16 protein-coding genes and 1 pseudogene are annotated in these 19,102 nt (G+C 61.2%); 7 read left to right on the top strand and 10 right to left on the bottom strand.

The annotated features are described in order from the left end of the window. The first annotated feature begins 129 nt into the window (after positions 1-129). Both K6U75_11600 and K6U75_11595 read left to right on the top strand, forming a co-directional pair. Complete coding sequence (locus K6U75_11600; protein MCL6475683.1) at positions 130-1,308, top strand: ABC transporter permease; 1,179 nt, start codon at positions 130-132, stop codon at positions 1,306-1,308. Between the two features lie 4 nt (positions 1,309-1,312). Beyond that, positions 1,313-1,972 (top strand): ABC transporter ATP-binding protein, encoded by a 660-nt coding sequence (locus K6U75_11595; GenBank protein ID MCL6475682.1) that lies wholly within the window; start codon positions 1,313-1,315, stop codon positions 1,970-1,972. 20 nt (positions 1,973-1,992) lie between these two features. On the opposite strand, the gene amrA is transcribed toward K6U75_11595, so the two are convergent. Genes amrA through der form a run of 4 tightly spaced genes read right to left on the bottom strand, consistent with a single transcriptional unit; the run spans position 1,993 to position 7,595 of the window. Next, positions 1,993-2,520: an AmmeMemoRadiSam system protein A gene (gene amrA, locus K6U75_11590; protein MCL6475681.1), complete on the bottom strand. Its 528-nt coding sequence runs from the start codon at positions 2,518-2,520 to the stop codon at positions 1,993-1,995. After that, entirely contained in the window at positions 2,520-3,143 is a 624-nt protein-coding gene (gene plsY / locus K6U75_11585) for a glycerol-3-phosphate 1-O-acyltransferase PlsY (protein MCL6475680.1), read from the bottom strand. Before plsY ends, amrA begins: the two co-directional genes overlap by 1 nt. A gap of 5 nt (positions 3,144-3,148) precedes the next feature. Beyond that, a complete protein-coding gene (locus K6U75_11580; protein ID MCL6475679.1) occupies positions 3,149-6,268 on the bottom strand; it encodes a hypothetical protein in 3,120 nt (1,039 codons plus the stop codon). After that, positions 6,261-7,595 (bottom strand): ribosome biogenesis GTPase Der, encoded by a 1,335-nt coding sequence (gene der, locus K6U75_11575; GenBank protein MCL6475678.1) that lies wholly within the window; start codon positions 7,593-7,595, stop codon positions 6,261-6,263. Before der ends, K6U75_11580 begins: the two co-directional genes overlap by 8 nt. 202 nt (positions 7,596-7,797) lie before the next feature. Here der and K6U75_11570 point away from each other — a divergent pair, with 202 nt between their 5' ends. The 3 genes from K6U75_11570 to K6U75_11560 are packed head-to-tail and all read left to right on the top strand — an operon-like array spanning position 7,798 to position 10,990. Further along, positions 7,798-9,078, top strand: a complete 1,281-nt coding sequence (locus K6U75_11570) for a DUF4832 domain-containing protein (GenBank protein ID MCL6475677.1) — start codon at positions 7,798-7,800, stop codon at positions 9,076-9,078. Between the two features lie 10 nt (positions 9,079-9,088). Further along, complete coding sequence (locus K6U75_11565) at positions 9,089-9,718, top strand: DUF1080 domain-containing protein (protein ID MCL6475676.1); 630 nt, start codon at positions 9,089-9,091, stop codon at positions 9,716-9,718. 12 nt (positions 9,719-9,730) lie between these two features. Continuing rightward, positions 9,731-10,990 (top strand): GspE/PulE family protein, encoded by a 1,260-nt coding sequence (locus tag K6U75_11560; GenBank protein ID MCL6475675.1) that lies wholly within the window; start codon positions 9,731-9,733, stop codon positions 10,988-10,990. A 2-nt stretch (positions 10,991-10,992) separates the two neighbouring features. Here K6U75_11560 and K6U75_11555 read toward each other — a convergent pair whose 3' ends face one another. Continuing rightward, positions 10,993-11,445 carry a hypothetical protein gene (locus K6U75_11555; protein ID MCL6475674.1) on the bottom strand — a complete coding sequence of 151 codons (453 nt, stop codon included), beginning with the start codon at positions 11,443-11,445 and terminating at the stop codon, positions 10,993-10,995. A gap of 133 nt (positions 11,446-11,578) precedes the next feature. On the opposite strand from K6U75_11555, the gene K6U75_11550 reads away from it, so the two are divergent. Both K6U75_11550 and K6U75_11545 read left to right on the top strand, forming a co-directional pair. Next, positions 11,579-13,441, top strand: coding sequence for a family 20 glycosylhydrolase (locus K6U75_11550; protein MCL6475673.1), 1,863 nt, complete (start codon positions 11,579-11,581; stop codon positions 13,439-13,441). Further along, entirely contained in the window at positions 13,441-14,295 is an 855-nt protein-coding gene (locus K6U75_11545; GenBank protein ID MCL6475672.1) for an aldo/keto reductase, read from the top strand. The genes K6U75_11550 and K6U75_11545 overlap by 1 nt, the downstream gene beginning before the upstream one ends. Before the next feature lie 663 nt (positions 14,296-14,958). On the opposite strand, the pseudogene K6U75_11540 reads toward K6U75_11545, so the two are convergent. The 5 genes and pseudogenes from K6U75_11540 to K6U75_11520 all read right to left on the bottom strand — a co-directional run bounded on the left by K6U75_11540 (position 14,959) and on the right by K6U75_11520 (position 19,099). Continuing rightward, a pseudogene (locus K6U75_11540) lies at positions 14,959-15,141 on the bottom strand (DUF1559 domain-containing protein). Next, positions 15,138-16,190, bottom strand: a complete 1,053-nt coding sequence (locus K6U75_11535; GenBank protein MCL6475671.1) for a LacI family transcriptional regulator — start codon at positions 16,188-16,190, stop codon at positions 15,138-15,140. Before K6U75_11535 ends, K6U75_11540 begins: the two are co-directional and overlap by 4 nt. 103 nt (positions 16,191-16,293) lie before the next feature. Then, the gene (larB, locus tag K6U75_11530; GenBank protein ID MCL6475670.1) at positions 16,294-17,049 is read right to left on the bottom strand and encodes a nickel pincer cofactor biosynthesis protein LarB; all 756 of its coding nucleotides are present in this window, start codon (positions 17,047-17,049) and stop codon (positions 16,294-16,296) included. After that, positions 17,039-17,893, bottom strand: a complete 855-nt coding sequence (gene larE, locus K6U75_11525) for an ATP-dependent sacrificial sulfur transferase LarE (protein MCL6475669.1) — start codon at positions 17,891-17,893, stop codon at positions 17,039-17,041. The genes larB and larE overlap by 11 nt, the downstream gene beginning before the upstream one ends. 3 nt (positions 17,894-17,896) lie before the next feature. Beyond that, positions 17,897-19,099 carry a D-alanyl-D-alanine carboxypeptidase gene (locus tag K6U75_11520; GenBank protein MCL6475668.1) on the bottom strand — a complete coding sequence of 401 codons (1,203 nt, stop codon included), beginning with the start codon at positions 19,097-19,099 and terminating at the stop codon, positions 17,897-17,899. Positions 19,100-19,102: the final 3 nt, after the last annotated feature.

Raw genomic sequence — 19,102 nt, 5'->3', positions numbered from 1 at the left:
AAGGTATTTCCGGGGATTAAGACGATGTGACATTTCAAATTGGGAATAAAATAGGACATTTCAAATTGGAAACCACAGGTAGCCAGCTTCCCTTGATTTTGCTCCCCCCCGCTCAAGTATACTGGAAGTATGCAGACGGCAGAGAAGAGGGAAGCTATTCCGGCTGTTTTGGCAGCGACCAATCCGCTTTCCGCGTGGCTCTTTTTTCGGCGCAACCTCTCGCGTACCGCGCCGATGGCATTGGTTATTGTGCTGTCGGTGGTGCTGATAGGCACGGTAGTCACCATTATCCGCAGTATCGACCTCACCGTGCTCACCGTATACGGCTATAACCGCTATTTTCTGGTGGCAGTGCCGCGCAATGGCAATCAGGTAGACCCCAGAGCGGAACAGACCATCCGCGCCGAGCCGCTTGCCAGAGAGATTTACCGTATCAGCGTGTGCTTCACCAACATCCACACCATCTTCGGCAAGTTTCCGTTCGTGCTGTTCGGCTTAACGCAGGAGGATATGCCGAAGATGTTGCGCCTGACCCGCATGAGGCTGGTAGAGGGCAGGTTGCCGCGCGAGGGCGAAGCGGCGTGCGCGCTGTCGGTGGGCATTGCGCGTAACCGCAACCTGAAAATCGGTGATGTGGTACTCGCGCCCAACATAGAAGACAGCTTCGCCCCCGTGCCGGCGAAACTGGTGGGGCTGCTGGACGGCGAGAACTGGTTCGCCGTTATCTCCAAAGAGTTCGTGCAAAAGCACTATTTCCCCCCTTTGGAAGAGATTGTGGTTGCCGCGCCCACACCGCAACAGCAACCCGAACTGGACAGGCGGCTCGACAAAGCTCTGGACAAGCGACAGGTGCGGCTGTTCACATACGGGCAGCTGGTGCGAGAACTGCGCTCGTCGCTGAGAAACCTGTATCTGATTATGAACATTGTGATTACCATCGTGGTGCTGGTGATTGCCATCATGATGGGTATGCTCTCCAACATCTTCTTCATGCAGAGGTTGCCGGAGTTCGCCCTGCTTGCCGCGATGGGCTACACGCGGGGGATGCTGCTGTGGCGCGTGGTGCGGGAAACCGCGCTGCTGGTCATGCTGGGCTGGACGACAGGCGTTCTGCTGAGTATGGGTATCCTGTGGGCACTGTACTGGTGGGTGTTCGAACCGCGCGGGATGCTGCTGCAGCCGATGGACTGGCAGGCATATCGGTACACCATCCCCGTGCCGATTGCGGTGCTGGCTTTCGCGGCAATGTCGGTGGGGCCGCGTCTGCTGGCGATGGACCCTGTGCTGGTGATCGAGCGGAAGGTGTAGGCAAATGCTGTGGACGGACGAGGTGACGCTGGCATATCGGGAGGCGGAGCGCGTGGTACTGGCGGTGGACCGCGTATCGGTAGAGGTGCGGCAGGGCGAGTTCGTGGGCATCATGGGACCTTCCGGTTCGGGCAAGAGTAGCCTGCTGTACCTGATGAGCGGTCTCAAGCTGCCTACCAGTGGCGAGGTGCGCTTTCACAATCGGGTGATTCACCTGATGAGCGAGCGAGAACGGATGCAATTGCGTCGGCGTGAGTTCGGTTTCGTGTTCCAGCAGCCATACCTGTTGCCGTATCTCACCGCGCTGGAGAATGTGCTGGTGGCGGTGCCGGGCGACCGCGAGGCGTATGGGAGGGCACTGCAGCTCTTCGAGCAGCTGGGGCTGTTGCATCTCGCCAACCGCTACCCGCACAAGCTGTCGGGCGGGGAGAGGCAACGGGTGTGTGTGGTGCGGGCAATGGTGCATCAACCGCAGATTATCTTCGCGGACGAACCCACCGCCTCGTTAGACCATATCAACGGACATGCGGTCATTCGTCTGCTGGCGGACTACCGCGAGAGAGGGGCGGTGGTGGTGGTCACGCACGACCCCGAGATGCTGGCGGACGCCGACCGCATCTACTCTCTACGCGACGGCAGGCTGGTGCAGCCGGTAAGAGCCTGACGCGGCACGCAATCATTACCTCACTCGAACTTATCCGCCCTGAACCGCTCCAACGAGAACGATTCGCCAGGGGCGATGCCCGCCTTCATGCAGGCGATTTGCAGCTGTTTTTCGACGGTGTTCACCTCCGGCAAATCGGGCAGCAACAGACCCCGCCGACCGTCCTCCGTGTACACGATAACCCCATACACACGCGGGTCGAGCTCCTCCACCGATTGCACCGGTTCAGGCGGATGCAGCACGTATACGGTGTACTCCAGGTCGTGCAACTCCGATACGTCCACCGGCGGGAAGCGCGGGTCCTTCAGCGCCGCATCCAGCGCGACCGCGATGATTTCCCTGCCGATGTCGGGATGTAGCGGACGCAGCGTCCCGATACAGCCCCTCAGCTGCCCATCCGCAGTGTGTATCGAAACGAAAACGCCCTGCCATTTTTCTGTCGGAGGTGGTGGCAAATCGGGAGGCGGCTCAATGATTTCCCTGTCCCTCAAGAAGTGCTCCACAGCTTCACGCGCCAGCTGCACGTATGGATGATGTCCTTTCCCCATCAGCGTCTCCCCCAAAGATTCACTCGTGGTTCCGCGCCAGCCCGCAGCCGCTGGAAGTTCGGACGGTGCTTCCAGGTAATCCACAACGCCGCGAGCAGAGCCGCTCCATGCACGATACCGTTCGTCTGGAAAACCCACATCCACACCAGCGGCAGGGATAGAGAGCCGAACACAGAGGCTACTGACACATAGCGTGTGAGAAGCACCAGCACGCCCCACGTGGCAAATGCACAAAGCGATGCCCATGGTGAAAGCGCGAGGAATACTCCCAGGCTGGTGGCGACCGCCCTGCCGCCCTTCCCGCGCAGGTACGGTGAAAAGCTGTGCCCCACAATCGCGCCGATACCCGCCGAGATGCCGTCCCACTCGAAAACGTTGCCCAGCAGGATAGGCACACTGCCTTTAGCGGTGTCCAGCAGAAAGACGATAATACCTGCTGCCGGTCCCAGCACGCGATAGGCGTTGGTCGCGCCGATGTTGCCGCTGCCCACCTCGCGCAGGTCGACCCCTTTCCACAGTTTGGCAATCAACCAGCCGAAGGGGATACCCCCGACCAAATAGCCGACCAGCAGCGCCAGCCCGTAATCCCTTGCAAACCATAACAGCAAATCAGACACAGACATGAATATCAATCCCCAAACAGGTCGCGCTCCACCCACCCTCTTACTTCGCGCATCAGCTGTTCGAACTCCTGCAACATCTGCGCCGGCTCTTCCCTGCCCAGTATCCGGGCCAGTACCCTTAGCTCCGCCTCATCATCGGGTATCACATCGCGCGGTATACCGTGACGCAGGGTAAGTGCGTTACGTATGGTACTCCAGAGGGGGTAAGCCTCCGCCACGTTACGGCTGTCCGCCGGTGAGACCAGCGCAATCATGCGCAGGGCATACAGGGCGGAGAGGGTGCTGGTGTGGCGCACACTGCGGTGTTGCTTCCCAACCCGCAGCTGCCATGCGTGCACGGTGAACTCGATGTCTACCATACCACCATGCCCCAGTTTCACATCGCGCCAGCGGCACTCCGGTTTGAGGCGTTCGTTTTCCACCCTGCGCTTGATGTGGCGGATGGACTCCATCTCCTCTTCAGTCAACCCGCGCGCATACACCACCTCCTCTTCCACCATCTGACGCCATCTCTCGCCTACCGTCGGGTTACCTGCGACGGGGCGGGCTTTAATCAACGCCTGCCGTTCCCAGGTTTCACCGCGCGTGAGGTAGTACTGACGGTAATCGTCTGTGGTTCGCACGATGGCTCCAAAACGCCCCTCCGGGCGCAACCGGGCATCTACCTCCAGCGGCACATCCTGCGCGCGCACCAATCGGCACAGCTGCAGGAACTCCTCGCACATCTTCGCGGTAACAGCGTACGCCTCGGCGTGCGAGACAGAGGCAGGGTGTTCAAACACAAACAGGATATCCGCGTCGGAGGCGTACCCGAGTTCCCATCCGCCCAGTTTGCCCATGCCGACAATCGCTACCGAGCGAAGCACCTCTTCCCACTCGGGGTTTTGCTCGATAGCGCTCGCCTGAACCATCTGCAGCGCGCATTCCAGCACCGCTTCGGTCAGGTTGGTCAGGTCTCTGGCGGTATCCACGCCGCGCGCCTCGCCCCACACATCCCGGGCGATGATGCGCAACCTCTCGCGTCGGATGAAGGAGGCTATCGTCTGTGCCTGCCGCTCCGGATAGCCGCGCGGGGTGCCGGGGCGCAGCTCTTCCGGCAAGCCCAGCCGCTGGCGCAGTTCATCCCGCATCTGCTCGCGCCCCTTGGGTTCATGTTCGATAATCTCCTCACTGAAGAGGGTGTCCAGTAGCTCCTGATGGTTGCTGAGCAGGCGCATGGTGGGGGGACTGGCTCCAGCCAGCTCTACCAGTCGGCGCAACACCTCCGGACTGTCTGCGAAAGCGGTGTAGAGCTGCGCGCGGTTAGGCACTGCCAGCGCAAGGGTTTCAATGCCCAGCAGGGCATCATCGGGCGAGGGACTGCGCGAGGCGTAGGTCATCAACGCGGGTGCGATACGCAGAAAGCTCTGGCGCATGGCGGGGCTGGCTGCGCCGCGAGCGATAGACTCGATACCAGAAGCCTCTTCTATTCCTGCATCCGTGCCCATCAGCGGGATTTGCATCAGGCGCAAAGCCGCTTGCGGGTCGCGAAAGCCGTTTTGCTCCAGATGCTGGCGCACTTTCTCCTGCGCTCTGGGGTCGTCGATAGCGCTCAGCAGGTCGCGCAGAATGCTCTCCTGTTGCTGCATCACGCGGTCGCCCGCCTCACCGTAGAAAACCCGCAGGAAGATGTCGCGCACCTGCGCACGGACGCGGTCATATGTTTCGCGGAAATATTCGGCGTTCTCGAAACCCATGCGCCGCGCCAGCAGTTCCAGCTGTCGGGGGTCGGCTGGCAGTCTCTGGGTTTGCTGTTCATACAGTATCTGCAACCGATGCTCGACGGTGCGCAGGAAACAGTAGCTTTCCCGCAGGATGATGGCTTCCTCCGGGGTGAGGAACCCTTCCCGACGCAGACGTTGCAAAGCCTCCAGCGTGTTGCTCGTGCGCACCGAGGGATGCTGACCACCCACCAGCAGTTGCAGCAACTGCACGGCAAACTCGATATCGCGGATACCCCCTTCCCCGATTTTCACGTTGGTATGCGTTTCGTCGGCAAGGGCGGCTTTCTGCTCCAGACGCCGTTTGTTGTGGCGGATGTCCTCCACCCATTCGGCGGGCACATAGCTCTGGTAGGTGTATTCCTCCGCCATGCGCACGAACGCCTCGCCCACGCGCGGGTCGCCTGCTACAAAACGCGCCTTAATCAACGCCTGTCGCTCCCATGTCTCCGCCCAGCTCTCGTAGTAGTTGCGGTAGCTGCTGAGTGAACGGCTGGGAGGACCGTATCTGCCCTCGGGGCGCAGGCGCAGGTCGACCCGGAAGACGAAGCCGCGCTCGGTGTTTCTGGCCAGCACGTTGACTATCTCCTGTGCCAGACGCTCGGCGTACTGCGTGCCCGTCAGTTTGCCCGTCACACCCACTTCGTCGTGATGCACAAAAATGAGGTCGATATCGGAGGAATAGTTGAGCTCCCTGCCACCCAACTTGCCCATGCCGATGGCGGCTAAGGCGGGGGTGCCGGTCATCCCGTAGCGGACAGAGAGCTCTTCATGCGCCATTTCGTACGCTACCTGCACACAGGCATCGGCGAAGTCACTGAAAGCCTGCGCCACTTCCGGCAGGTCCAGCACACCCAGAATGTCCATCACGCCGATACGCAGCACCTCACGCTGCTTGTAACGGCGCAGGGCATCTATCTTCATCCCGTAGCTGGCGCAGGTGCGCATCAGATTCTGCAGGTCGCGGTAATGCTGAGCAGCGGTTTTGGGACGTCGGCGCAGGCTGGGGTCGGAAAAGAACTCAAAATATTCCGGGTTCTGTATGAGGATTTCGGAGAAGAACTGGCTGGTGGCACACACCGTAAAGAAAATCTCCAGCACGGTCGGGTTCTCGGCAAGGAAGCGGTAGTAGGGCAAGCGGTTTGCCAGGTTCGCCTGCCAGCGCTCGAAGTTGTTCAAAGCCATATCGGGGTCGGGCGAGAGCTTCATTGCCTGCAGCAGGTGGGGTAGCATCCGGTCAAAGGCTTCGGCGTGTGGTCCCCATCCTCGCAGGATTTCGAAGATGGTACGCGCCCGCTGTAAATCGCGGATACCCAGCTCCTGCAACTGCGCGTCGGTCAGTGATTCCAGAGGATGTTCACTCATCCCTCGCTTTGCCTTTCGCTTCCCGCACCTCGATACGGATGGGTGTCCCCTCCAGTGGAAACTGCTGACGGATGGCGTTTTCCAGATAGCGCAGGTATGAGAAATGCACGATGTCCGGGTCGTTCACAAATAGCACCACCGTCGGCGGTTTCACCGAGGGCATGGTGGCATAATAGACCTTCAGCATCTTGCCCTTGCGGCTGTACGGGCGGGCATCCACCGCATCGTGGATGAGACGGTTCAGCACGCCGGTGGGTATGCGGTGGGCGTGTGCTTCCGCCGCCTCCAGCGCAGTATCCACCACACCCGAAACGCCCATGCCGGTCAGCGCACTCGCGAACACCAGCGGCGCAAATTGCAGGAACGGACACTCTTTGCGGAAAATGCGCGTGAAGTCCATCATTAACGCCTTGCTGGTGGGGTTTTTCATCAGGTCCCACTTGTTGACCACCACCACGCAGGCGCGACCTTCCTCCACCGCGTAACCGCCCACACGCTTGTCGCCATCGGTGACACCCTGCGGGCCGTCCAGCACCAGCAGCGCAACATCGCACCGCTGGATGGCTTTTTGCGCCCTCAGCATACTGTAGTACTCGATGGAACCCTGCACCTTGCCCGGACGGCGGATACCTGCGGTGTCGATCAGCACCATTTTCTGTCCATCGCGCTCGACGGGAGTGTCTATCGCGTCGCGGGTGGTGCCGGGGATTTCGCTGACAATCACGCGCGGCGCGCCGAGGATGGCGTTCACCAATGAGGACTTACCCACATTGGGTCTACCCACAATGGCAATTTTGATGGCGGTGTCTTCCTCCTCCAGAGGGCGAGCGGGAGGGAGCAGTTCTATCAGCCTGTCCAGCACCTCTGCCACGCCGTGTCCGTGTATCGCCGAGATGGTGAACACCTCTTCCCAGCCCAGCGCATAGAACTCGGCGGCGTCTGCCTCGCGACGGGTGTTGTCCACCTTGTTTGCCATTAGCAGCACGGGTTTGGTCGTGGTGCGCAGCACATCCGCCAGTTCCTCGTCAGCAGGGGTGATGCCCTCTACTGCGTCCACCATGAACAGGATAACATCCGCCTCCTCGATCGCCGCCAGCGCCTGGATGCGCACCTGCGTGATGAGGGGGTCTTCATCTTCCAGCAGCACACCGCCCGTGTCCACCACCTGAAACGCACGTCCCCGCCACTCGGCTTCCCCGTACAGGCGGTCTCGAGTGATGCCGGGCGTATCTTCGACAATCGCCACACGCCTGCCCACCAGGCGGTTGAACAGGGTGGATTTACCCACGTTCGGTCGCCCCACAATCGCCACGGTGGGCAATCGCAACTGCTGGGATTCGCCGACGGTTTGTACCGAGGTTTTTTCCATCGTGGACACCGCTAAAGAGGATACCATAAAAGGGTGGGTTTTGCCAGAGGAGCAGACAGCGCAGGCTCAAGCCTGCGGCTACATTCTGGGTATCCTGAACAGCCACGATGCTCGTTGACAATCGGGGCAGAATCCTTCTAAAATACAGCAGGTGAACGCGATGGCACAACGGCGTCCGGTACAATCGCGTGTGGTGCGCCCGGCTCCGGCGGAAGGCCCGCTGAGCAACCCGCTCAAGGGCTGGGCTGCCTACAGCCACGAGTGGAGCACCTACGCACTGCCTGCACGAATGACCTATCAGTACGTCTCCTGGCGCGAGCTGGAGCCGGAACGAGGCGTCTACCGCTTCGCGCAGTGGGAACGTGAAAAGTGGGACAGCCCTAACGCCCGCGGCAAGCATGTGGTGTTCCGGCTGTATCTGGATTACCCTAACCTGCCGGTGGGCGTGCCGCAGTGGGTCATTGATCGTGGCGTGGCGATGCGCCCCTATGACATTCCCGATATCGGCAAGGGGCTTGCGCCGGACTATGACGACCCGCGCCTGCTGACCCCTCTGCTGGACTTCATCGGCGCGCTGGGAGAGCGATACAACCGCAACCCGCGAGTGGCTTTTGTGGCGCTGGGCACACTGGGGTTCTGGGGCGAATGGCACACCTGGCCCCGCACAGAACTGTTTGCCAGCGAAGCCACACAGCGGGCGGTGGTGCGCGCTTACCGGCAGGCGTTTCCCCACAAGATTCTGCTTGCCCGCTATCCCTACCCCGCCACCTCCGAGCCATGGCTGGGCTACCACGATGACATGTTCCCCGAAGACACCGACGGCTTCGAAGGGCAACCGGCTCAAGACTGGTACTTCCTGCCCAGCCTCCGACGCGCGGGCAGAGAGGATAACTGGAAAGTAGCCGCCATCGGCGCGGAGATGGTTCCCATGCAGGGCAAAAAGTACCTCAGCTCCGAGTGGGCAAAGACGCGCACCATGCTGGAGCGAATGCACCTGAGCTGGGTCGGCCCCTATTGCCCTATTCTGGAGAGCGACCTCAGCCCGCAGGAGCTGGACAACGCCCGCTGGATGGTGCGGCGCATGGGCTACCAGTACCGCCTGACAGAAGTCTCGTGGCAGATTCGGGAACGAATGCTGAACCTGCAGGTGCGTGGCGTCAACGAGGGGGTTGCGCCGTTCTATTACCCGTGGGCGGTGGAAATCGCTCTGCTGCGCGAGGACGATAGCGTGGCGCAGATACACCGCGCGGATGTGGACATCACCCGATGGCTGCCTGGTGACTTCCGCTTCAGCACGCAGATGCCACTGCAGGTCACGGGTGGACGCTACCGGCTGGCACTCGGCATCCGCGACCCCTGGCGCAACTTGCCCGACATCCAGTTCGCCAACAGGCTAACAAACGTCAACGGGTGGAACGTGGTGGATACCATCAGTGTTTAGGAGCGCAAGGATGCGATGGACATGGATTCTGCTGACCCTTTTCTGTGTGTCGGTGCTCGCCGCGCCGCGCTGGCAGAAGCTGTTTGACGGCAAAACCATGAACGGCTGGCGGCTGATGGCGGTGCACGGTGGGCGCGGCGGCGTGTGGAAGGTGGAAAAAGGTGCGCTGGTGGGTAATCAGGATACCGACCACACCGGCGGACTGCTGGGTACCGAGCGCAAGTTTAGCGACTTCGACATCGAACTGGAGTTTCAGGCAGACTATCCGGTGGACAGCGGGCTGTTCCTGCGCACGCGCGACGACGGCATGGGCTACCAGATTACCATCGACTACCGCGACGGCGGTTATGTGGGCAGTCTGTATGCGTCCGGCACGGCTGGATTTCTGGTGCAGTACGAGGACTGGCAGAAAGCGTACAAAGAGAAGGGCTGGAACAAGCTACGGGTACGCATCGTGGGACAGCCAGCACACATCACCGCCTGGCTCAACGGTGTCAAAACGATAGACTTTCAGGACACGGAGGCACGCTACCCGCGCGAGGGTTACATCGGCTTGCAGGTGCATGGCGGCGAGGGCGCGTGGGGCGAGAACAGCCGCGTGCGATTCCGCAACATCCGCATTCTGGAAATCAGCAGGTAGCGAGGAAGAGGCATGTACAATCAGGGGATGCGCAGTTCAGGACGCTCGTTTCGACTAATGATGCGACAGCCGGGCACCATGCGCGAGATGGGCGGGCAAGAGCTGTCGCTGGCGGTGCAGGCGGTGGACCTCATGTTCATGCGTGCGCTGGACGCGGGCGCATCGGATATCCATCTCCATCCTGAGCGCAACCTGCTGCGCATCCGTTTCCGTATCGACGGGCTACTGCACGAATTCCAGACCGTTACCGACCCCGAGCTCATACAGGCTATGATCACCCGCGTCAAGCTCGCCGCCGACATGCACATCGACGAGAAACGCGAGACGCAAGATGGGCGCATCGACATGGAGTATAACGACCGCAAGCTCAGTGCGCGCGTCTCGTGCATCCCCTCGCTCAACGGCGAGCGCATCGCCATCCGTCTGCTGGACCCGGCGCAGATGCGCGTGGACCTGGACAAGCTGGGTATGCCGCCGGACGTGCTGGCAGACTGGAAGCAGTCCCTGCAAACCGCCTACGGCATGATGGTGGTGACCGGCCCCACCGGCGCGGGCAAGACCTCCACGCTTTACGCCTCCATCAACCTGCTCGACCGCAAGCACCGCAACATCATCACGGTGGAGGACCCGGTGGAGTACGAGTTCCCCGACAACATCATGCAGATACACGTCACCGAAAAGGTGACTTTCCCCAAAGCGCTGCGCGCCATCCTGCGCCACGACCCTGATGTCATCATGATTGGCGAAATCCGCGACCGCGAGTCGCTGCAGATTGGCATTCAAGCCGCGCTCACCGGACATCTGGTCTTCACTACCCTGCACACCAACAACGCGGTGGAGACCATCAGTCGCATGATCGACATGGGTGCGGAGGACTACCTGATTGCCGCCACGCTGGTGCGGGTGATGGCGCAGCGTCTGGTACCCATCATTTGCGGTAACTGCCGCGTGCCCTACCAGCCCAATCCGGAGGAGCTGAAAGCGCTGGGGCTACCGCTCGACGCCCCTGCGAAGCATCAGTTCTTCATCGGCAAGGGGTGCGAGGCGTGCCGCGGCACGGGCTTTCGCGGGCGGACGGGCATCTTTGAGCTGCTCAAAGTCACGCCCGAAATCCGCAAAGCCATCCTGCGGCGCGCCTCCGGCGATGAGATTCTGCAAATCGCCCGTCAGGAAGGAATGCGTACCATGCTGGAGGACGGGCGCGAGAAGGTGCTGCGGGGCGTCACGACCCCGTATGAGGTCATCAAGGCGGTGTTCGCCGGCATGGCGTGAGGTCAGTCCTCCGCTGCCATGCCGAAGTGCATCACCAGCCGCGCGAAGTCAAACAGTCCCACCTCGCCGTCCCCGTCCAGGTCGGCATCGATGTCATACCGCTCATCACCGGCGGTACTGCCGAACGCAGCCACCAGCCTGCCGAAGTCGAGCAGGGTCACCTCCCCATCGCCGTCGATATCGCCGGTGAACAGGTAACCGACGATGAGACCGCTCAGGGAGACTCTACCGCGCAGGAAGGGCGGCCCTTCCACGGCCAGAGACAGGTCGGATGGAGGCAGGTCAGGTTGTGGCACCCGGAATTGGTAGGTCGGGGCTTGCCCAGAGGTCATCCGTACACCGCCCTCTTCCAGCACCTCTCCCGTAGAGACCCTGCCCCATGTGTATCGCAGGTGTTCCGGCACGGCTCCCACCGAGCCGTCGTTCCACACGGTCGCGGACGAAGCGATTTCCATCGCCTGTCTGAAATCTTCCCCTGCAGACAGGATTATCCCCTGCCCGTGTGCAACTGAATACAGGAGTTGCGTCGGTGCTGGCATGGCTGATGTGCTTTGCCGATGAATCCGTTCTCAAGGAAGGAGCGTTGCGATGAACCTGAGCGAGCTGATTCTGCTACCCACACCACGCCGCACGCGCGAGGCACAGGGTGTTTTGCCTCTTCGCCATAACGCCCGCATCGTCTGTCAGGGTGACCCGCAAACGGTGTTCCCCATCGCCGCGCGCCTGCAGGAGGCAGTGTGGGAGACGCAGGGCATGGAATGGAGCCTTTGGGCGGGCAGTGCGGAGGGCGACCCGCTGGCACAGTTCATCCTGACTCTGGAAGCAGACGCAGACGTTCCCGCACAGAGCTACCGGTTGCGCATCACGCCAGAGCGCATCCACCTTGTTTCTGGCGACGCTGCGGGGCTGTTCTACGGGGTGATGACCCTGCGGCAGATACTTCGCCAGTGCGCAGGCGAGCTGCCCTGTGGCGATATCGATGACCACCCCGACTTCCCCTCGCGCGGAGTGATGCTGGACATCAGCCGCGACAAGGTGCCCACGCTGGAAACGCTGTTTGCGCTGGTGGATGAGCTGGCGGAGTGGAAGATAAACCATCTGGAGCTGTACACCGAGCATACCTTTGCCTACCGCCAGCACCGCGAAGCATGGGCGCAAGCCAGCCCGATGACCGGCGAGGACATCCTGCGGCTGGACGCCTACTGCCGCCAACGGTTCATGGAGCTGGTTCCGAATCAGAACTCCTTCGGGCACATGCACCGCTGGCTGAAGTTGCCCCGCTATCGCCATCTCGCCGAATGCCCTGACGGGTTCGACTGGCCGTGGGGCGGACATAGCGATGAACCCTTCAGCCTCGACCCCACCAACCCGGAAAGCCTGCAGTTCATCGCCGGGCTGTACGAGGAGCTATTGCCGCACTTCAGCAGCCGCAAGTTCAACGTGGGCTGCGACGAAACCTTCGACCTCGGCCAGGGCAAGAGCAAAGCGGAGTGTGAGCGCAAAGGCAAAGGACGGGTGTATCTGGAGTTTTTGTTGAAGATTTACGAGCTGGTCCAACGGCACGGACGCACCATGCACTTCTGGGGCGACATCATCATGGAGCATCCTGAGCTGGTGCCGGAGCTGCCCAAAGACATGGTCGCGCTGGAATGGGGCTACGAGGCGGAACACCCCTTCGATGCACACGGCGCGAAGTTCGCGGCGTCGGGCATTCCCTTTTTCGTGTGTCCGGGTACCTCCTCGTGGAACACCATCGTCGGGCGAACGGACAACTGCCTTGGCAATCTGCGCAACGCCGCCGAGAACGGTCTCAAACACGGCGCCATCGGCTACCTGATAACCGACTGGGGCGATAACGGGCACTGGCAGTATCTGCCGGTGAGCTACTTGGGATTTGCGGCGGGTGCGGCATACTCGTGGTGCTATCAGGCGAACCGCGACCTCGACATCGTGTGCGCGCTGGATACGCACGTTTTCCACGATGAGGCGGAAGCGATGGGCAGGCTGGTCTATGACCTCGGCAACGCCTACCAGAAAATCGGGCATCTGGTGGGTAACGCCAGTGTGCTGTTCCACTTCGTGCATTCCTCGCTGTCCCAGCCCATGCCCGAAGGCGTGACCGAGCAGACCATCCGCGCGACGATGGATTATATCCGCACGGTGAGCGAGCCTCTGTCCCGCGCGCGCATGGACAGGGCAGACGCCAGCCTGATCGTCGACGAGTTTGCCAACGCGGTGCGGATGTTGTTGCACGGTTGCCGTCGCGCGCTGGCGGTGCGTACGGGTATCATTAGCACAGAATCGGAGCGACAGGCTCTGGCTGCCGAGATGCGTGAGATACTGGGCGAGCATCGCCGGTTGTGGGTCGCCCGCAACCGCGAAGGCGGACTGCAAGACAGCACCCGTGTGCTGGAACAACGGCTGACGGAGTATGAGGGAGGTGCACCATGATTGCCAAACGTCCGTATGGTAAGAAGGGAGATAAACTCTCCATCATCGGTTTGGGAGGCATCGTGCTGGCGCGATTGCCCCAAAAAGAGGCGGATGCCATCGCGCGCGAGGCGTTCGAGCGTGGCGTCAATTACTTCGACGTCGCGCCTACCTACTGGGATGCCGAAGAGCGAATGGGCCCCGCCATTAAGCCCTTCCGCGACAAAATCTTCCTCGCGTGCAAAACCGCCAAACGCGACGCCAAAGGCGCACAGGAAGAGCTGGAAGCCTCGCTGCGCAAACTGCAGACCGACCACTTTGATCTTTATCAGCTGCACGCCCTTTCCAACATGCAGGAGCTGGAGCAGTGCTTTGCCCCCGGAGGCGCGATGGAGGTCTTCCTGAAGGCACGCGAGCAGGGCAAGGTGCGCTACATCGGCTTCAGTGCGCATTCGGAAGAGGTCGCCCTGGAAGCCATTAAGCGGTTTCCGTTTGACAGCGCGCTGTTCCCGTTCAACTTTGTCACGCTGTTCAAGGGTAACTTCGGCTGGGAGCTGCTGAAGGAAGCTCCCAAACGCGGCGTGACGTTGCTTGCCCTGAAAGCGATGGCGCGGACTCACTGGCAAGAGGGCGCGAAACGACTGGAGAAATGCTGGTACGAGCCGATTACCGACCCGAAACTGGCGGAGCTGGCGCTGCGTTTCACCCTGTCCCTGCCCAACGTGACCGCCGCCATCCCTCCGGGCGATGAGAACATCTTCAAGATGGCGTTGCAGCTGGGCGAGCGGCGTTTCCGACGAATCACCCCGCGCGAGGAGCAACAGCTGCGTGCAGAGGCAGAAAAGCTGACGCCCATCTTCGCGCGCGCGGCGTAAGCCGAGGATTGAAAAGCCGAGCCCTCCACCGGGGCGGGGGGCTCGGCACAGGGTTACTTACCGCGACCAGTCGTTTTCATCCTTACCGGTGAGGGACCAGTTGTATGGCACCTTCACCAACCCACGACGGATCGCTTTGGCGTGCCCGTCTGCAAACACGAAGCTGGCGGTCATGTTGTGGCGATAGCGCACCTGACCATAGCCCTGGTTCCGTGTCCAGTCCCAGTTATTGCCGTCCCAGTCGCTGGCGCTCAGGTCGCGGTCCAGCAACCTCCACAGGGGATCGTTATCGCCTTCGGGGAAGCGTCCCCACCAGCAGAACTCCTGCCCGGGCCACCAGCAGAAGTTGGCGGAGGTGTCATAGCCCCATGCGCCAATCTGCGTGCCATCGCCGTACACAATGGTCTCCGCCGGGTGGGTGAAGATCGAGTCGCTGTCGGGCACATAGTGCACCCAGCCATCCCAATCACCCCACAGCGGGCAGATGTGACCGTTCATGGAGTAGTTGAACCGTTTGGCGATACCCGACGGGCAGATTCGGATTTCACTGCTCTGCCGATAGGTATCCCAGTTGTCACCCGTGCCCGACTTGATGTAGGGCGAGACGCGGAAGAACCAGTGCCCGTTGCCTTCCGGGCGATTGTGCCAGGCGGGGAACCAGACCTCGTCATAGTCCTGAAGGTACATGCGCGTCGCCAATCCTATCTGCTTCATGTTGCTTAGACAGCTCGCTTGACGCGCCTTTTCCCGCGCCTGAGCGAAAACCGGGAACAAAATCGCTGCCAGTATCGCGATAATCGCGATAACAACCAGCAGCTCGATGAGCGTAAATGCGTAACGTTTCATGGTGTGTGACCTCCTGGTGATTCAGATAGTAGACCGGGAGCCGGCGCTGTGCTTTGCCGCAGCACCAGTTCCGTCGCGAACGTCCGTTCTCTGTCGGCGGGCGGTTCCCGCTTTTCTATCCACTCCATGAGCATGTTGACCGCTTCAGTAGCCATCTGCTCTAGCGGCTGGCGCACAGTACTCAACTGGGGGGACAATACCTGGGCAAAAGGCGTGTCGTCAAAGCCCACCACCGACACGTCTTCGGGCACACGCAGCCCCAGCTCCTGAGCGACTTGCAGGATACCCGCCGCGGTTTCATCGTTTGCCGCCAGGACGGCTGTGGGGCGTTCCGACAGGGTCAGCATCGCCCGCGCACCGCTCATCGCACCTCGCGCCGTAAAGTCCCCTTCCGCGAGCCACTCACTGCGCAGGGGCAACTGGCGTTCCTCCAGATACTGGCGAAAGGCGAGCAGGCGCTGTTGAGCATCGTAGAATGCTGGCGGCCCACCCACGAAGCCGAACCTGCGATGACCCTGAGCGTACAGCCAGTCCATCGCCGCGAAGATACCTGCTGTGTTATCCACGCACACACTGGGCATCCCTTCTATCCTTGCCGATACCACCACACATGGAACGTGGCGCAGATGCAGCTCCTGAGGCACCTGCGATGTGCCTAGCGGAGCGATGAGCAGGGTACCATCCACCTTGCCGCTTAACAACGACTGCACCAGAGTCACGTCATCCATTGGCGTGGCAGAGGTGTGCAGCAGAATGTCATAACCGTGCTCGCCGACCGCGTCGGCAATGCTGGATAGCATCGCGTGGATGTAGGGAGAGCGCAGCATGTTGCGCGTCACCACTGGCGGCACAACGGCGATGGTCTCGGTTTTGCCGGTGACCATCGAACGAGCAAGACGGTTCGGGCGGTAGTCCAGCTCACGCGCCACCTCCAGCACCTTCAGGCGTATCTCCTCCGGCACAGGGCGCGGACCGCCGTTCAGCGCATAGGACACCGTGGAGACGGAGATCCCCAGTCTTTTGGCTATGTCGCGAATAGTCGCAGGCATCGTTCACTTTCCGAAACGTTTCGCGAAACGTTTCGAATAGATGATACACCTTTTCTACACGGTTGTCAAGGGTTCAAGGGAGATTTTTTCCGAAAAACTCGTACTACCCGCAGTTAATCATATGCGCCAGATAGCCCGCCCCGAAGCCGTTATCGATGTTCACCACTGCCACGCCGGGCGCACAGGAGTTCAGCATGGTCAACAGCGGCGCGAGCCCGCCAAAGTGCGCCCCGTAACCCACGCTGGTCGGCACGGCAATGACGGGTCGGCTGACCAGACCACCCACCACGCTGGGCAAAGCCCCCTCCATGCCGGCGACTACCACCAGCACGTTGGCTGCGAACAGCTTCTCGGATTGCGATAGCAGCCGGTGTAAGCCTGCTACCCCCACGTCGTACAGCCGTTCCACCCGACTGCCCATCTCCAGTGCGGTGACCGCTGCCTCTTCCGCCACAGGCAAGTCGGATGTCCCTGCCGCCACGACCAGCACATAACGGTCCTGGGGTATCTCGCTCTCTGGCTCGCTCTCACCCACCACCAGAATACGCGCCGTCTCATGATAGCGTGCGCGTGGAATGCGCTCCGTCACCATCGACGCCAGCTCGGGAGAAGCACGGGTGGCTAAGACTTTTCGATGGCGGTTGCCCAGCCTTTCCAGTATCGCCACCACCTGATCTGGCGTCTTTCCCTGACAGAACACCACCTCAGGGAAGCCGACGCGCAGTGCCCGATGGGTGTCGATGCGGGCAAACTCCAAGTTTTCATAAGGCAGGGCACGGAGCTGCTGTAAAGCATCCTGTACCGAGAGGCTACCCTCGCGCACCGCCTGCAACAGCTGCTCTAAGGCTTTAACGTCCATGCGTTGCTACCTCGATCGAATCGGTGCGGATGAGCCCCGCTTTACGAAGCGGCTCGTTCAGGCTGCCGGTGCGATAGCCCGCCAGATCCAGTGTCACATACAGATAGCCGATCTCCTTGAAACGCGGCACGATGATGTCTGCCAGCTCTACCACACGCGCCAGCTCTGCTTTCTCCACCTCAATGCGTGCAATCGTATCGTGGTGGCGTACCCGAAACTGTCGGAAACCCAGCTCGCGCAGGCATCGCTCTGCAGCGTCCACCTGTGCGAGCAGCTCCGGTGTGATGACCGTACCGTATGGAAATCGTGAGGAAAGGCACGCAAACGAAGGCTTATCCCAGTTGGGTAAACCCGCCGCCTGTGCCGCCTGACGAATGTCCTCTTTCGTGAAGCCCGCTTCGCGCAGGGGGCTGCGCACTCCCCTCTCTGCCGCGGCGCGCTTTCCGGGACGGTAATCGCCCTCATCGCCCGCGTGCGAACCATCTGCCACCCACTGGATGCCGTGTTCGTCCGCTACCCGCCTTATCACCCCGAACAGCTCGGTCTTGCAGTGGTAACAGCGGTCGGGGTTGTTCACTCGAAAGTGCGGGTTGCTCAGCTCATGCGTGCGCACCACCACGTATCGCCAGCCGCGCGACTCCGCCAGGTTTCGCGCCTCTTCGATCTCGCCTGCGGGAAACGCCTCCGAGTCGCCGATGACTGCCAGGGCTCTATCGCCCAGTGCTTCATGTGCGATATGCATCAGGTAGGTGCTATCCACACCACCCGAGTAGCCTACAGCCACGCTGCCCATCTCTCGCAGAATGGCAATCAAACGCTCCTGTTTGCTCTGCCAATCAGACATCGTTCAATCCCCCCACCTCATGATACCCGAACGGCGCACGCTGTTGCGACCCCGATATCCGCGGAGCATCCCGCGTCGGGCAAGGCGACTGGTCACCCAGATGAACGCACCGAGCACTATCCACAGCGCAATGCTCAGGCGAGTGACCATTTTCGCCTCCACCGCCGCGGTGACAGGCACCTTTGCCATCACCTTGCCGTTGATCACCGCCCGCAGCTCCCCCAAAGGCTGCCCCTGCTGGATGGGAGGTCTGGCAGAATCCAGATGCAACACCGGCTTCACTTCGTTCCCCCACCGTCTCGGTACGATGACACGCAGAGGCGCGGCAGCCACCACAGGCACGGCTTCCGGTCTGGCTCCATCCACCCTGAGTTCGCCTACCAGTCCGCCCGCCTGCGCCAGATCAATGCGCGTATACTGCTTATACGCCCACTCGATGAGCGCATGGGTATCCCTGTCGGCGTCGGTACTGCCCAGCACCACCGAAATCAGACGCCAGCCGTTGCGCGTCACCGAGCCGACAAAGCATCTGCCCGCTTTTGCCGTGTAGCCGGTCTTGATGCCGTCCGCGCCCGGCAGGTGCTTCAAACAGCGTGCGTGCGTGGTCACCACCACGTCCTGCTGGTTCACCGAGCGCAGGATGCGCGCCTTTTGCGTGCGCACAATTTCGTTGAACAGCGGGTTCTGGATGCAATAACGCGCGAGGGTCGCAAGATCGCGCGCGGTGGAGTAATGGTTTGGGTGGTCGAGCCCGTGCGAGTTGGCGAAGTGGGTGTTGGTCAAGCCCAGTTCTCGCGCCTTCTCGTTCATCAGCTCGACGAACCGCTCTTCGCTACCGCACAGGTACTCTGCCGCCGCTACGCTACCGTCGTTGGAAGAACGCAGCATAATGGCATACAGCATATCGCGCAGGGGAATGGTCTCGCCCGGCGTCATGTTCAGGTTCGCGTAGCGGGTGTTCACAGCGTTCTCGGTAGCGACGACCAGGTCGTCCAGATTGCCCCGCTCAATCAGCAGGATGGCGGTCATCATCTTGGTGGTGCTGGCGATGGCGCGACGCTCGTCCGCGCGCAACTCGTACAGCACCTGACCGGTCTCGGCATCCACCAGTATCGCCGATTTGGCTTTCAGAACAGGCGGAGGGATGGCGTTTGCCGCCCCCGCTATCAGCAACCAGAACAGGCAAAAGATGATGGCTCCACGCACGTT

Source organism: Bacillota bacterium, from assembly GCA_023511455.1.
GTDB lineage: Bacteria > Armatimonadota > HRBIN16 > HRBIN16 > HRBIN16 > HRBIN16.
This window is presented reverse-complemented; position numbering and strand designations above follow the sequence as displayed.